Raw genomic sequence first — 14,186 nt, 5'->3', positions numbered from 1 at the left:
GTGACTGGGGGTTGACACCAAGGTAGGAACCGACGGAGGCGGCCGACAAGCAACATCAGTTGCGCGTGGGCGCAGGAACGCTGCGTCTTGAGGCCGGTCAGCGCACGTCTGCTGCGCCGCCCGGGGACTCCTCCGGCGCCGGATGGCTGGCACCGGCCTCCGGACTCTCCGGAAGCAGATGGGACAGCACCATCACGCTGATCGTCTTCCGGATGAAGGGCTCCTGGCGGATCCGCTCCAGCACCTCCTCGAAGTGCTCCACGTCCCGCGCCCGCACGTGCAGCAGCGCGTCCGCGCCGCCCGTCACGGTCATCGCCGCGGTGATCTCCGGGTAGTCGCGCACGACCTCGGCCAGCCGCCGCGGCGGGGCCGCGCCCTCGCAGTACACCTCGACGTAGGCCTCGGTGCGCCAGCCCAGCGCCGACGGCTTCACCGTGGCCGTGAACCCGGTGATCACGCCCGTCTCCCGCAGCCGGTCGACCCGGCGCTTGACTGCCGTGGCCGACAGCCCGATCGCGGTGCCGATCTCGGCGAACGACGTCCGGGCGTTCGCCATCAATGCGGTGATGATCTTCCGGTCGAGTTCGTCGAACGGCGTGGACCTGCTGTTCATGCGCGCACTGTATCCACCGGCGCCCCGGCCCGCGCCCGGCCAAGACGCGGGCACCTCGGCCAGCGGGAACGTCCACCCCCGGCACATGTCCAGACGTACGGATCGCCCCTACACTCCGGATTCATGCTGCGCGCCCTGGCTGTCGACGACGAACGCCCCTCGCTGGAGGAACTGCTCTACCTGCTGCACGCGGACCCCCGCATCGGCAGCGCGGAGGGCGCCGGAGACGCGACCGAGGCACTGCGTCGCATCAACCGCGCCCTGAAGTCCGGCCCGGGCGGGCCCGAAGCCATCGACGTCGTCTTCCTCGACATCCAGATGCCCGGCCTCGACGGGCTCGACCTGGCCCGGCTGCTCACCGGGTTCGCCCGGCCGCCGCTCGTCGTGTTCGTCACCGCCCACGAGGACTTCGCCGTCCAGGCCTTCGACCTCAAGGCCGTCGACTACGTCCTCAAGCCCGTCCGCAAGGAACGGCTCGCCGAGGCCGTACGGCGTGCCGCCGAGCTGCGCGGCACCGCGCCCCCCATACCCGTGAGCGAACCCGACCCCGACCAGATACCCGTCGAGCTCGGCGGCGTGACCCGCTTCGTGGCCGTCGACGACATCACCCACGTCGAGGCCCAGGGGGACTACGCCCGTCTGCACACCGACAAGGGCAGCCACCTGGTCCGCATCCCGCTGTCCACCCTGGAGGAGCGCTGGCGCTCCCGCGGCTTCGTCCGCATCCACCGCCGCCACCTCGTCGCCCTGCGCCACATCGGCGAACTCCGCCTCGACGCGGGCACCGTCAGCGTCCTCGTCGGCTCCGAGGAACTCCAGGTCAGTCGGCGTCACACGCGTGAACTGCGCGACCTGCTCATGAGGAGGCCGTGACGGTGCCCCAGGACCACACCGAACGCCGCGTCGCCGTCACCGGCCCGCCCCGCCGCACCCGCCGGGCCTCCGCCTACTACTACCGCCCGCGCACCGAGATCGACGAACAGACCACCCTCGGCCACACCTATGTCCGCTCCCTGATGCGCACCCAGCTGCGCGCCGCGCTCATCGTCTTCGCGGTCCTCGGTCTGCTCGTCGGCCCGCTGCCGCTGCTGTTCGCGGCGATGCCCGACGCCCGCCGCCTGGAGTGGGCCGTCCTCGGCTTCGGCCTCTACGCCCCGCTGGTCCTGCTCGCCCGCTGGTACGTCCGCCGCGCCGAGCGCAACGAGCGCGACTTCGTACGCCTCGTCGAAGACCGATGAACGACGACCGAACCGACGATCGAACTGGCGCCCGATGAACTCCAACTACGCCGTCCCCGCCGTCGCCCTGGTCGTCGTCGCGACGGTCCTGGTCGGCGCCTTCGGCCTGCGCATCTCCCGCACCACCTCCGACTTCTACGTCGCCTCCCGCACCGTCGGCCCTCGCCTCAACGCCGCCGCCATCAGCGGCGAGTACCTCTCCGCCGCCTCCTTCCTGGGCATAGCGGGCCTCGTCCTCGTCCAGGGCCCCGACATGCTCTGGTACCCGGTCGGCTACACCGCCGGCTACCTGGTCCTGCTCCTCTTCGTCGCCGCCCCGCTGCGCCGCTCCGGCGCCTACACACTCCCCGACTTCGCCGAGGCCCGCCTCGCGTCCCAGGCCGTGCGGCGGCTGGCCGGTGCCTTCGTCGTCGGCGTGGGCTGGCTGTATCTGCTGCCCCAGCTCCAGGGCGCGGGACTGACCCTCACGGTGCTGACCGGGGCGCCCGACTGGCTGGGCGGAGTGATCGTCGCGGTCGTCGTGACCGCCACCGTCGCCGCCGGCGGCATGCGCAGCATCACCTTCGTCCAGGCCTTCCAGTACTGGCTGAAACTCACCGCCCTGCTCGTCCCCGCCCTGTTCCTGGTCCTCGCCTGGCAGAGCGACGGAGCCCCCCGCCACGCCTTCGACGAACCGGCCACCTTCCGCGAGCAGCGCGTCGTCCGCGTCGGCGACAGCATCGACCTGAAACTGGACCGGCCCCTCACCGTCACGGTGACCGGCACCGTGGACGGCCGTACGCACAGCGACACCCGCCTCGACCTGCCCGCCGGCACCCACCACGTCGAACGCGGCACCCGGCTCACCTTCGCCGAGGGAGCGGCCGTCCCCGAGGCGCAGCGCAGCGGCGGCGACCTGTCGCCCGCACAGGCCGAGAGCCGCGAGGAACGCCCGCTGTACGCCACGTACGGGCTGATCCTCGCCACGTTCCTCGGCACCATGGGCCTGCCGCACGTCGTGGTCCGCTTCTACACCAGCCCGCACGGCGTCGCCGCCCGCCGCACCACCGTCGTGGTCCTCGGCCTGGTCGGCGCCTTCTACCTCCTGCCCCCCGTCTACGGCGCCCTCGGCCGCCTCTACGCCCCCGAGCTCACCCTCACCGGCGACACGGACGCCGCCGTCCTCCTCCTGCCCGACCGCATCATCGGGGGAGTGGGCGGCGATCTGCTGGGCGCGCTGGTGGCGGGCGGCGCCTTCGCCGCGTTCCTGTCCACGGCCTCGGGGCTCACCATGGCCGTCGCGGGCGTGCTCGCCCAGGACGTCCTCCCCGCGCGGGGCGTACGGCACTTCCGGCTCGGGACCGTCCTCGCGATGTCCATGCCCCTCGCGGCGAGCGTCCTGGTCGGTGGGCTCCCGGTCGCCGACGCGGTGGGGCTCGCCTTCGCCGTGTCCGCGTCCTCGTTCTGCCCGCTGCTCGTCCTCGGCATCTGGTGGCGGCGGCTGACCCCGCCCGGCGCGGCCGCCGGCATGCTGGTCGGCGGCGGCTCGGCCCTGCTCGCCGTCACCGCGACCATGGCGGGCTACCCGGGCCAGGGCGCCCTGCACGCTCTGCTCGCCTGGCCCGCGCTCTGGTCGGTGCCTCTGGGCTTCCTCACCATGATCCTGGTGTCCCTGGCCACACCCGGCCGGGTGCCGCCGGGCACGGCGGCGGTCCTGGCCCGGTTCCACCTGCCCGAGGAACTGCGCTCGGAGGTGACGGCATGAGCGGATTCCTGGCGGGCCTGTGCGTCGCCGTGCTCCCGGTGCTGGCCGTGGGGGTCTGGCTCGGTCGGCGCACGGCACGCCCCCAGAGCCTCGGCGGCCTGGGCACGCCCGTCGAACACGCCACCTTCGAGACCCTGCACACCGCCTCCCTCGCCGCGCCCCCGCTGCGGTCCGGGCTGACGGAGGAGACCGCCCGCAAGTCCGCCCGCAAACTGCGCTCCCTGCTCGGCACGGACGCCCTCTGCCTGACCGACCGCAGACAGGTCCTGGTCTGGGACGGCGACGGAGCCCACCATCGCACCGAGATCATGGAACGCCTCGCGGGCCCTCTGGAGACCGGCCGGGGCGAGGCCTTCGAGCTGACCTGCGACCTCCTCGACTGCCCGGTGCGCTGGGCGGTCGTCGCCCCGCTCACCGTCGACGACCGCGTGCACGGCGCCCTCGTCGCCTGCGCGCCCCGCGAGTCGGCGGTCCTCGTCCGGGCGGCCGGCGAGGTGGCCCGCTGGGTGTCCGTGCAGCTGGAGCTGGCGGACCTGGACCAGTCCCGCACCCGCCTCATCGAGGCCGAGATCAGGGCGCTGCGGGCCCAGATATCGCCGCACTTCATCTTCAACTCGCTCGCGGTGATCGCCTCGTTCGTCCGCACCGACCCCGAGCGCGCCCGCGAACTGCTCCTGGAGTTCGCCGACTTCACCCGCTACTCGTTCCGCCGGCACGGCGACTTCACCACCCTCGCCGACGAACTGCACGCCATCGACCACTACCTGGCGCTCGTCAGGGCACGCTTCGGCGACCGCCTCTCCGTGACCCTCCAGATCGCCCCGGAGGTGCTGCCCGTCGCCCTGCCCTTCCTGTGCCTCCAGCCGCTCGTCGAGAACGCCGTCAAGCACGGCCTGGAGGGCAAGGCCGACAAGTGCCACATCCAGATCACGGCCCAGGACGCGGGCGCCGAGGCCCTGGTGGTCATCGAGGACGACGGCGCCGGCATGGACCCGGGCCTGCTCCGCCGCATCCTCGCCCGCGAGATCAGCCCCTCGGGCGGCATAGGGCTCTCCAACGTCGACGACCGGCTCCGCCAGGTCTACGGCGACGACCACGGCCTCGTCATCGAGACCGCCGTGGGCGCGGGCATGAAGATCACCGTCCGGCTCCCCAAGTACCAGCCGGGTGTGCATTCGGCCGGACGGCTGATCCCGGAGTGAGCTCTCAGGTGCTTTTCGTGGTGACCACCATCCCGAGGGTGATCAGGCCCAGGACGACCCAGCCGAACCACAGCCAGCCGTTGCTGCCGAGCGCCACCGTGTAGGCCGTCACCTGGACGAGGCCGCCGACGGTGACGACTCCCATGGTCTTCGTCGCGTTCGAACCGTTCGTGGAACCGGGCATCGCAACACCCTCCTCATGGTTCTGTTCCCCCCATGGTGCCCCCGTTCTGCCTCCTGACGGTGCAGACGACGACATGAGTACCGGATTTCCAGGGTCCGTCGCTGGTCCACGAACCGGCCTCGTAGACGGACGGGTCGAAGCCGTAGTCGCGCGGCGCCACGTCCCGGGCGCATGCCGCGTCCGACGAGGTCCGGGCCTCGGCGAGTGTCACATCGCCGCCCAGTCGGGTGAACCCGAGCACCTGCTGGTCGTACCGTCCGCCGCACGGCACCAGCCGCACCTCCCGGTTCGAACGGACGTCCAGGCAGTCACGCTTCTGCATGGTCGCGGTGTCGGCGAACGCCGTACCGAACCTACGCCGCTCCCCGAGCGGCCCGGACAGCGGCCCGTGCGCGCCGAGAACCAAGCAGGCAGTGCGCCGCCCCGCCGCCTCGAACCCGGTGCCGCTCGGCACGACGGCGTGGCTGCGGACATCGGCGAGCCGGTCCCGCAGCTCCCGGGTCCGTTCCTCGCACCGGGCCGGTCCCAGCTTCCGTGCCTCGTCCGCCGAGGCCGCCTCGACGAACGCCACCACCTGTCCGTCGGGAGCCTTGTCCCGGCAGGTCGGGTCCAGGGAGAGCCGGGGTGTACCGGCGAACCGGGCCCCGCCCGGCCAGTCGGCGAGCACACAGTCCCCGTCCGCGAGCGGCTTCCCCAGCCCGACGGCCTCGCCGTACGGCGCCGCCGTCCCACCGCCCGCCCGGTCGGCCAGCGCATACCAGACGCCGCCGAGCGCGAGGACCAGCCCGAGACCGCAGGCTGCGACGGCCCGGAGGGCGGGGGAGCGCTGCCGCCGCCGAACGCCGGACATGACGGCGACGGGCCCAAAACCGTCCGCCCCGGTCGGCGGCACGTGCGGGATCTCCCACGGGGACGGCGACCCGGGCTCCGTCCGCGTCCGCTCGTACGCCCCCGACTGGGACGTGACGAGCCCCGACAGCCCGGCCTCCGCCTCCTGGGGGGTCATCCGAAGCTGAGGATCCTTGGCCAGCAGCCCGCGCAGCACGGGCTCCAGAGCCCCGGCCCGTACCGGCGCGAGCGGCTCCTCCACGACCACCGCGGTGAGCGACGCCAGGTGCGACTCCCGCTCGAAGGGGCCGCGCCCCTCGACGCCGAAGTACAGCGTGCAGCCCAGCGAGAACAGATCGGCGGCCGGCGTCGGTGTATCGCCGGAGGCCCGCTCCGGCGCCAGATACCCCGCCGTGCCCACCAGCACGGACGCCATCGTGTACCGCGTCTCACCGGCGTCCGGCTGCACGGAGATGCCGTAGTCGGTGAGCAGCACCCGACCGTACGGCGAGCCCGCGCGGTCCGGCGCGAGCAGGATGTTCGCCGGCTTCACGTCCCGGTGCATCACACCCCGTTCGTGCCCCGCCGTCAGCGCGTCCAGCACGGCCAGGCCGACACGGGCGCACTCGGCCGGGGCGAGCGGCCCGCGCCGGGTCACCAGCTCACGCAGGTCCACGGCGCCGGTCACGTACTCCATGACGATCCACGGCAGCCCCTCGTGCTCCAGCACGTCGTGCACCGTCACCACGTGCGGGTGTCCGCGCAGCCCGGCCGCGTACCGGGCCTCCGCACGGGCCCGCGCGACCCGCGCCTCCCGCTCGTTCCCGGCCTCGGCCGGGTCGCGGAACACGATCTCCTTCAGCGCGACCTCGCAGGCGAGTCTCTGGTCGTGGGCGAGCCAGACGTGCCCCATGCCGCCGCCGCCGAGCCGGCGCAGCAGCAGGTAGCGGCCGGCGACGATCCGGCCCGCTCCCGACGTCGGTGATCCTGAGGACATCCGGTGACTCCCGGGTTCGGCGGGGGTGCGGTGCTAGACGGTGGTGCTCGGGGTGGGTGGGGTGGTCGCCGGAGCGGTGGACACGGGCGCGGTCGTCGCAGGAGTGGTCGTCGCGGGGGCGCTGGACGCGGGCGTGCTGCTCACGGGCGGCGCCGAGCTGTTCACAGGCGGCGCCGCGCTCGTCGTGACCGGTTCACCGGTGGGAGGCGAGCCGGTGGCCAGGGGAGGGGAGCCGGTGCCCCGCGGAGGTGCCGCCGTGGGCGGTGCACTGCTCCTGGGCGCGGCGCTCGACGCGGGCGGCACGGAGCTGGGCGGCGCCTTCGACGGGGGCTGACGGGAAGGCGTGGGCCCGGTACTCGCCGGAGGCCTGGAGCCGACAGGGGGAGTGGAGGACGCCGAGGGCGAGGGTGCCGAGGTACGTCCCTCCGTCGCCGACTCCGCCGCCACGCTCAGCGTCACGTACGCCCCGAACCGAAGCTCGGCCCCCGCGCCCGGGTCGGACGCGATGACCCGTGCACGGTCGGGAGGCGGCTCCTCACCCCTGAACGCGACCGCCAGTCCCGCATCGGCCAGCCGCCGGCTCGCCTCCCCGAACGTCGTCCCGGCGAGACGCGGCACGGCCCGCCGCCGCGTCGCGTCGAAGTCGGCGTCGGCCTCACCCGTCGTGCCGACGGGCCGCTCGATGCCCCGGCCGGAGTCCTGGACGTCGACGAGGGTGATGCGCTCCAGTGTCCGGGGGGCGGGCCGCACGACCACCACCTCGGCGCGGTCGTATCCCCGCCACTTCTCGTTGCCGTCCCCGAACGTGACGGATATCCGGCTGGTGTCGCCCTCGAAGGGCCGCAGGGGATTTCCGCACGAACATTTGACCGATGGAAGCCCCTGTTCGTCGACGAGAATCGCGATTCCCGCCTGGAGCAGGGCGCGGAAGGGAACGGCCTTTCCCTTTTTGTAGTCGTGGTTCAGCGCGAGAGTGTCGTGACGCAGGAGAACCGGTGTGAGCCGGTCGAGATATCCCGGAATCCCGTCCGTGCGCAGATCGAGGGCGGCCGCCCACGCTCGCGCCTTGCGATCGTTCCGCGGCGTGGTGAGGAACCGCTTCAGCCGCTCGACGTCGCAGATCCCCGGCTGCTCGGTCCCGCCGTAAAGCCCCGGCGCGTCCCCCTGCTGGAGGCCGCCCGGCACGGCCCGCGACGGCACCCGGGCGTCCCGGCCGAGCCCGCTGTCCTCGGCGAAGAAAGGAGCCATGGACGGAACTCCCGCGGCGACCGCCTTCACCTCGAACAAGGACCCGCCCGAATCGCAGCCTCCGAGAGCCAGCAGAAAAGCGACCAGGACAGCGATCCTTCGCATCACCGCTCCCCCCTGCGGTTCCCCGACGCGTTTCATGCTACTGAAGGAAAAAGCCGTTCAGCCGCGTTGTGGAAAAAGAGCAGAGCGAGGACGAACGGGCGCCTTGGGGCGTGCGAAAAATCAGTTCCCGCGTGCGTGCAGCGAGCTCAAATAGGCGTTGTACGCCTCGAGTTCCTTGTCCCCGTCACGGTCGGCCGCCCGGTCCTCGCGCCTGGCCTGCCGCTGGTCCGAGGCGTACCACTGGAACAGCAGCGCGACCAGCACCAGCACGGACGGGATCTCGCTGAACGCCCAGGCGATGCCGCCCGCCGCGTTCTGGTCGGACAGCGCCTCGATGCCGAGCGAGGCGGGCGGGTTCTTGAACGCCTCGACCATCGGCTCGGACGCCATCATCAGCGCGATCCCGAAGAACGCGTGGAACGGCATGCCCGCGAACAGCTCCAGCATCCGCATCAGGTAGCCCGGCCGGTGCGGGCCCGGGTCCACGCCCATGATCGGCCAGAAGAACACCAGGCCGACGGCGAGGAAGTGCACCATCATCGCGATGTGCCCCGTCGTGGAGCCCATGAGGAAGTCGAACAGCGGCGTGAAGTACAGCCCGTACAGGCTCGCGATGAACAGCGGGATGGTGAACGCCGGGTGGGTGACGATCCGCATGTAGTGGCTGTGCAGGAACATCAGCAGCAGCTCACGCGGCCCCTTGCGGCCCCGCCCCGCCGTCGGCAGGGCGCGCAGCGCCAGCGTGATCGGCGCCCCGAGCAGGATCAGGATCGGCGAGACCATGCTGATCACCATGTGCTGCACCATGTGCACGCTGAACATGACCATGCCGTAGTCGTTCAGCTGGGTGCACATCATGAGCACGATGCTCAGCACGCCGACGACGAAGGCGACCGTCCGCCCCACCGGCCACTTGTCCCCGCGTCGCACCAGTCGCACGACACCCCACCCGTACAGCGCCAGCCCGGCCAGGCAGGCGATGAGGAAGAACGGGTCGGCCGACCACTCCAGCCCTCGTCCCAGCGTGAACGGCGGCAGATCCATGGTCATGCCGTGCCCGCTGTGATCCATACCGCCGGCTCCTGTTTCGTGGGGGTGTGCAGCAATCTGTCCGCCCCAAGAGTAGAACCGCCCCCGGCCACACACGTGACCGGGGGCGGTAAGAGGTACTCAGGGGCGCGTGGAACTCAGAGAACACACTCCGCCTCGTCGTACCGATCATCCGGCACCGTCTTCAGCGTCTCCACGGCCTCGGCCAACGACACCATCACTATGTCGGTCCCCCGCAGCGCGGTCATCCGCCCGAACTCCCCCCGGTGCACGGCCTCCACCGCATGCCACCCGAACCGCGTGGCGAGCACCCGGTCGTAGGCGGTCGGCGTCCCGCCCCGCTGCACATGCCCGAGAATCACCGGCCGGGCTTCCTTCCCCAGCCGCCGCTCCAGCTCCACCGACAGCTGCCGCGCGATCCCGGCGAACCGCTCGTGCCCGTAGATGTCCTTGCCGCCCTCGTCGAACTCCATGGTCCCCGCCCGGGGCTTGGCCCCCTCCGCCGCCACCACGATCGCGAAGCGCTTGCCCGCCTCGAACCGCTCGCCGACCCGCTGGGTCAACTCCTCTATGTCGAACGGGCGCTCGGGTACGACGATGGCGTGCGCGCCGGCCGCCATCCCGGAGTGCAACGCGATCCAGCCGGTGTGCCGGCCCATGACCTCGACCACCAGAACCCGCTGGTGGGACTCGGCGGTGGTCTTCAGCCGGTCCAGGGCCTCGGTCGCCACCCCGACGGCCGTGTCGAAGCCGAACGTGACGTCCGTGACCGCGATGTCGTTGTCGATGGTCTTCGGCACACCCACGATGGGCAGACCGCTGTCCGACATCAGCCGCGCGGCCTTGAGCGTGCCCTCGCCGCCGATGGGGATGATCGCGTCGAGGCCGAGCTCCTCGACATGGCCCTTGGCCCGCTCCACACCGTCCCGCAGATGGGAGGGCTGGACCCGGGAGGACCCGAGAATCGTGCCGCCGCGGGCGAGGATGCCACCCACCGCGTCGAGGTCGAGCTTGAGGTAGTCGCACTCCAGAAGGCCCTTCCAGCCGTCCCGGAAGCCGATGACCTCGTCGCCGTGGTCGGCGACGGCACGGTGCACGACGGACCGGATGACGGCGTTCAGGCCGGGGCAGTCGCCGCCGGACGTGAGGACACCAATGCGCATAGCCCGAAAACCTTATCGACGTGGGCCGGGACCGGACCACGTTGTCCGGCTCGAATCCCCGCCACCCTAGCGGCATCGAGGGGCCTGACCGAAGCACGCGTCCGCCTGCTGGACGACCCCGCTCACCTGTGCGGATGTGCCGTCAGACGGGCTGTTGACCAGCATGTTGACGCAGCCTTCACGCACGGTGCCGCGCAGGCGCGACTGTGTCTACGCAGGCTGCTGCGCAACTGTGTCTACGCAGGCTGCTGCGCAGCCGCGATGCGCTCGTTGCGAAGTGCCTCGTACCAGCGGTCGTCGGTCGGCGGCAGCGCGTTGACGTCGAGGGCCAGCTTCAGCAGCAGGTCCGCGATCAGCGGGTTGCGCGCGAGCACGGGGCCGTGCATGTACGTGCCGAAGACGGTGTCGTTGTACGCGCCCTCCGTGCCGTCGCCCGTGCCGTTGCCGTTACCGAAGCGCACCTGGGCGAGCGGGCGGGCGGTGGGGCCGAGGTGGGTGACGCCCTGGTGGTTCTCGAAGCCGGTCAGCGGGGGCAGGCCGAGGCGCGGGTCGATGTCGCCCAGCACGTCACCCACGCACCGCGCGCCCTCGCCGCGCACGGACACCACGTCCAGCAGGCCGAGGCCGGGCTCGCGCTGGCCGAGGTCGTTGATGAACTCGTGGCCGAGGATCTGGTAGCCGGCGCACACGGAGAACACGATGGCGCCGTTCTCCACGGCCCGGGTCAGTCCGCCGTCCCGGCGCAGCCGCTCGGCCGCGAGCCGCTGCGGGCGGTCCTCACCGCCGCCGATCAGATAGATGTCGCCGGAGGTCGGGATCGCCTGGTCGCTGCGCACGTCCAGCCGCGCCACGTCCAGGCCGCGCTGCCGGGCCCGGCGCTCCACGACGAGGACGTTGCCCTGGTCGCCGTAGGTGCTGAGCAGGTCGGGATAGATCCAGACGACCCGCAGTTGGTTGTCGCTCACAAAAGTCCCCTGACGTCTCGTGCTCAATTGCCGACCCGGCGGCGCAAATCCTGGAACGCCGTGTAGTTGGCGATGACCTCGATCCGGCCCGGCGGGCACGCCTGCACGGCCTGATCGAGGTTCTCGTAGACCTGGAAGTGCTGGTCGGCGACCTCCAGGCGCACCGCGAGGTCCAGTCGCCGGTCGCCGACGACGCAGATCGGGTGGCCCGTCAGACGCGTGTAGTCGACGTCCCAAAGCCACGAGGTGTCGGTGCCGTCGGCGGAACGCGCGTTCACGGACAGGATGACCGGGGCGGGCGGCGGGTCGATCAGGGAGAACGTCTCCAGCCAGCCGGCCGGGTTCTTCGCCAGCAAAAGTCTGAGATCACGGCCCTGGAACTGGACGACGTCGTACCGCCCGGCCACCGCCTGCACCTGGTACATGCGCTCCAGCGCGACCTGCGGCGGCACGCCGAACACGGCGGCGACGGCGGCCGAGGAGGCGGCGTTGGCCTTGTTGGCGCGGCCGGGCAGCTGGAGGTGGATCGGCCAGGCGGAGCCGTGCGGGTCCAGCACGTGGTCGCCGGAGAGCGCCCAGCTCGGCGTCGGACGGCGGAAGCCGCACTCACCGCAGTACCAGTCGTCGCCCGGGCGCTGCATCACGCCACCGCAGGACGGGCAGGACCAGGCGTCGTCCTTCCACATCTGCCCGGCGGCCACCCAGATCACATTGGGGGAGGAGGACGCGGCCCACACCACCAGCGGGTCGTCGCAGTTGGCCACGACCACGGCCTTGGAACCGGCGAGTCCCTCCCGCCAGTTCTCGGCGAGCATGCGGGTCTCGGCGGCGCGGTCGAGCTGGTCGCGGGAGAGGTTGAGCAGTGCGATGCACTTCGGCGCGGTGTCCCGGGCGACGCCGGCGAGATACTTCTCGTCGACCTCGATCACGCCGTACCGGGCGTCCGAGTTGCCCGCGAGCGCCGAGGTGATGCCGGCCGGCATGTTGGCGCCGAGCGCGTTGGAGACGACGGGCCCCGCCGCGCGCAGGGCCTCGGCGATGAGCCGGGTGGTCGTGGTCTTGCCGTTCGTCGCGGAGACCAGGATCACGTCCAGGTTCTGGGCGAGCCGGGCGAGGAGGTCGGGGTCGAGCTTGAGCGCCACCCGGCCGCCGATCACCGAACCGCTGCCGCGCCCCGCGGCGCGTGATGCCGCCGCGACCGCCTTGCCCGCGGTCACGGCCAGCTTGGCCCGCGGCGAGAGCGGGTCCGAGTTGCCTGCCATCAGTTCTCGATCCTCCTTGCGTACGCGCCGCGCCTTGAAGCCTGACGGCCACGTGGTGTGGACCTCAGCCTATCGAGATCCATTAGCACTCCCGAACCGCGGCACTGTGGTGAACTCGTGCGGGAGGCGCGGAATGACAGGGACCTTACTCTTGCCGCCATGCGAAACAGCTCCATCCCCGGCGCCCACGGCCACGTGAGACCCCTCACGCTGCACGGCGACCCGCTCCTGCACACACCCTGCGCGGAGGTCACCCACTTCGGCCCTGAACTGGCCCGCCTCGTCGAGGACTTGTTCGCGACCATGTACGCCGCCCAGGGCGTTGGCCTGGCCGCCAACCAGATCGGCGAGCCGCTGCGGATCTTCGTCTACGACTGCCCCGACGACGAGGACGTCCGGCACCTCGGCCACGTGGTGAACCCGCGCCTGGTCGAGGCGGACGGAGTGGTGATCCGGGGCCCGGAGGGCTGCCTGTCCCTGCCGGGCCTGGAAGCGGCCACGGAACGTTACGATCACGCGGTGGTCGAGGGCTTCACGGTGACCGGCGCCCCGATCACCATCCACGGCACGGGCTTCTTCGCCCGTTGCCTCCAGCACGAGTACGACCACGTGGAGGGCCGCATCTACGCGGACCACTTGACAGGCTGGCGCCACCGCAAGCTGATGCGACAGGTGGCCCGGGCCTCTTGGCGCCGGTGAGTGTCTTGGCCTCCAGGGGCGCGGGGCCGTGTTCGATATGCGGCTCCGCCGCGTGGGCGCGAACAGCCCCCACCGGCGGGCAGACGGAACACGACCGTCAGAACCCCGGACCGCCCATCCTGTCCCCGGCCGCCGCAAGCCGCCCCCACAACAGATCAGCCAGACTCCGCACCAACTCGGCGCGAGAACAAGGCCGTTCCCCCAGCCACCAATCCCCGGCGGCATGCATCATGCCGACGATCCCGTGCCCCCACACCCGCGCCAGCTGCTGCCCACCAGGCCCGAGATCCAGCCGCTCCTCGATGACCTGCGCGAGTTCCTCGCCCATCCGCCGCAACAACGGCGCACTGTGCTTGCCGACATCGAACCCCTGATCCCCCGGCTGGCTCCCCTCCGCCGGATGCATCAGGAACCGGTACACCTGAGGCCGCGCCTCGATCGCCGCGAGATACGTGTCCAGCGTCGCCTCGACCCGCTCCCGTCTCTCCGCCGGCGCGTCCAGCGCCGCCCGCAGCGAGTCCAGCAGCGCGTCCGTGTGCCGCTTGGCAAGGGCCGCGTAAAGTCCGCCCTTGTCGCCGAAGTGCCGGTACAGAATCGGCTTGGTGATCCCCGCTTCCGCGGCGATCGCGTTCATCGAGGCCTGCGGACCGTCGCGCAGCACCACTCGGTCGGCGGCTTCCAGCAGCTCACGCCGTCGGCGGTCGGCGGACCGTTGCTGGTCGGTCCGCTGCGTGGTGTCCATGTGCTCTCCCCACCCGTGCTGATTCGATGACGCCTGCGCAAACTAACACTCAAAGATGCCCCAGACATCGAACGGGTGCCGACCGGTCGGTAGGAGTTGACTTCGGCTACCCGTCGGTAACAGACTGGTGTTACCGTAAGTAACCT

Annotated in this window: 14 protein-coding genes; 5 read left to right on the top strand and 9 right to left on the bottom strand. The window is 71.5% G+C overall.

Annotation, left to right across the window (positions count from 1 at the left end; translation table 11 throughout):
• Positions 1 to 97: 97 nt before the first annotated feature.
• Entirely contained in the window at positions 98 to 613 is a 516-nt protein-coding gene (locus tag V8690_RS05430) for an Lrp/AsnC family transcriptional regulator (protein ID WP_338776172.1), read from the bottom strand.
• Positions 614 to 736: 123 nt separating this feature from the next.
• Here V8690_RS05430 and V8690_RS05425 point away from each other — a divergent pair, with 123 nt between their 5' ends.
• The 4 genes from V8690_RS05425 to V8690_RS05410 are packed head-to-tail and all read left to right on the top strand — an operon-like array spanning position 737 to position 4,797.
• A complete protein-coding gene (locus tag V8690_RS05425) occupies positions 737 to 1,486 on the top strand; it encodes a LytTR family DNA-binding domain-containing protein (protein ID WP_338776171.1) in 750 nt (249 codons plus the stop codon).
• A gap of 2 nt (positions 1,487 to 1,488) precedes the next feature.
• Positions 1,489 to 1,851 carry a hypothetical protein gene (locus V8690_RS05420; protein ID WP_338785258.1) on the top strand — a complete coding sequence of 121 codons (363 nt, stop codon included), beginning with the start codon at positions 1,489 to 1,491 and terminating at the stop codon, positions 1,849 to 1,851.
• 34 nt (positions 1,852 to 1,885) lie between these two features.
• Entirely contained in the window at positions 1,886 to 3,595 is a 1,710-nt protein-coding gene (locus V8690_RS05415; protein WP_338776170.1) for a cation acetate symporter, read from the top strand.
• The gene (locus V8690_RS05410) at positions 3,592 to 4,797 is read left to right on the top strand and encodes a histidine kinase (protein WP_338776169.1); all 1,206 of its coding nucleotides are present in this window, start codon (positions 3,592 to 3,594) and stop codon (positions 4,795 to 4,797) included. Before V8690_RS05415 ends, V8690_RS05410 begins: the two co-directional genes overlap by 4 nt.
• A gap of 4 nt (positions 4,798 to 4,801) precedes the next feature.
• Here V8690_RS05410 and V8690_RS05405 read toward each other — a convergent pair whose 3' ends face one another.
• The 7 genes from V8690_RS05405 to V8690_RS05375 form a co-directional block, all read right to left on the bottom strand.
• The gene (locus tag V8690_RS05405) at positions 4,802 to 4,981 is read right to left on the bottom strand and encodes a hypothetical protein (RefSeq protein ID WP_338776168.1); all 180 of its coding nucleotides are present in this window, start codon (positions 4,979 to 4,981) and stop codon (positions 4,802 to 4,804) included.
• A 13-nt stretch (positions 4,982 to 4,994) separates the two neighbouring features.
• Complete coding sequence (locus V8690_RS05400) at positions 4,995 to 6,806, bottom strand: protein kinase (protein ID WP_338776167.1); 1,812 nt, start codon at positions 6,804 to 6,806, stop codon at positions 4,995 to 4,997.
• Positions 6,807 to 6,839: 33 nt separating this feature from the next.
• Positions 6,840 to 8,054, bottom strand: coding sequence for a PASTA domain-containing protein (locus V8690_RS05395; protein WP_338776166.1), 1,215 nt, complete (start codon positions 8,052 to 8,054; stop codon positions 6,840 to 6,842).
• Between the two features lie 225 nt (positions 8,055 to 8,279).
• Positions 8,280 to 9,230 carry a cytochrome c oxidase assembly protein gene (locus V8690_RS05390; protein ID WP_338776165.1) on the bottom strand — a complete coding sequence of 317 codons (951 nt, stop codon included), beginning with the start codon at positions 9,228 to 9,230 and terminating at the stop codon, positions 8,280 to 8,282.
• A 116-nt stretch (positions 9,231 to 9,346) separates the two neighbouring features.
• Positions 9,347 to 10,372 (bottom strand): 6-phosphofructokinase, encoded by a 1,026-nt coding sequence (locus V8690_RS05385; protein WP_338776164.1) that lies wholly within the window; start codon positions 10,370 to 10,372, stop codon positions 9,347 to 9,349.
• Between the two features lie 236 nt (positions 10,373 to 10,608).
• Positions 10,609 to 11,337, bottom strand: a complete 729-nt coding sequence (locus tag V8690_RS05380; protein ID WP_338776163.1) for a glutamine amidotransferase — start codon at positions 11,335 to 11,337, stop codon at positions 10,609 to 10,611.
• Positions 11,338 to 11,360: 23 nt separating this feature from the next.
• Complete coding sequence (locus tag V8690_RS05375) at positions 11,361 to 12,599, bottom strand: MurT ligase domain-containing protein (protein ID WP_338776162.1); 1,239 nt, start codon at positions 12,597 to 12,599, stop codon at positions 11,361 to 11,363.
• A 159-nt stretch (positions 12,600 to 12,758) separates the two neighbouring features.
• Between V8690_RS05375 and def the strand changes: the two genes are divergently transcribed.
• Positions 12,759 to 13,298, top strand: a complete 540-nt coding sequence (def, locus tag V8690_RS05370) for a peptide deformylase (protein WP_338776161.1) — start codon at positions 12,759 to 12,761, stop codon at positions 13,296 to 13,298.
• Positions 13,299 to 13,395: 97 nt separating this feature from the next.
• Here def and V8690_RS05365 read toward each other — a convergent pair whose 3' ends face one another.
• Positions 13,396 to 14,040: a TetR family transcriptional regulator gene (locus V8690_RS05365; protein ID WP_338776160.1), complete on the bottom strand. Its 645-nt coding sequence runs from the start codon at positions 14,038 to 14,040 to the stop codon at positions 13,396 to 13,398.
• Positions 14,041 to 14,186: the final 146 nt, after the last annotated feature.

It is taken from the genome of Streptomyces sp. DG1A-41 (assembly GCF_037055355.1).
Classification (GTDB): Bacteria; Actinomycetota; Actinomycetes; order Streptomycetales; family Streptomycetaceae; genus Streptomyces.
The sequence above is the reverse complement of the archived record's forward strand: the minus strand, read 5'-3'. Positions and strand labels throughout refer to the sequence as shown.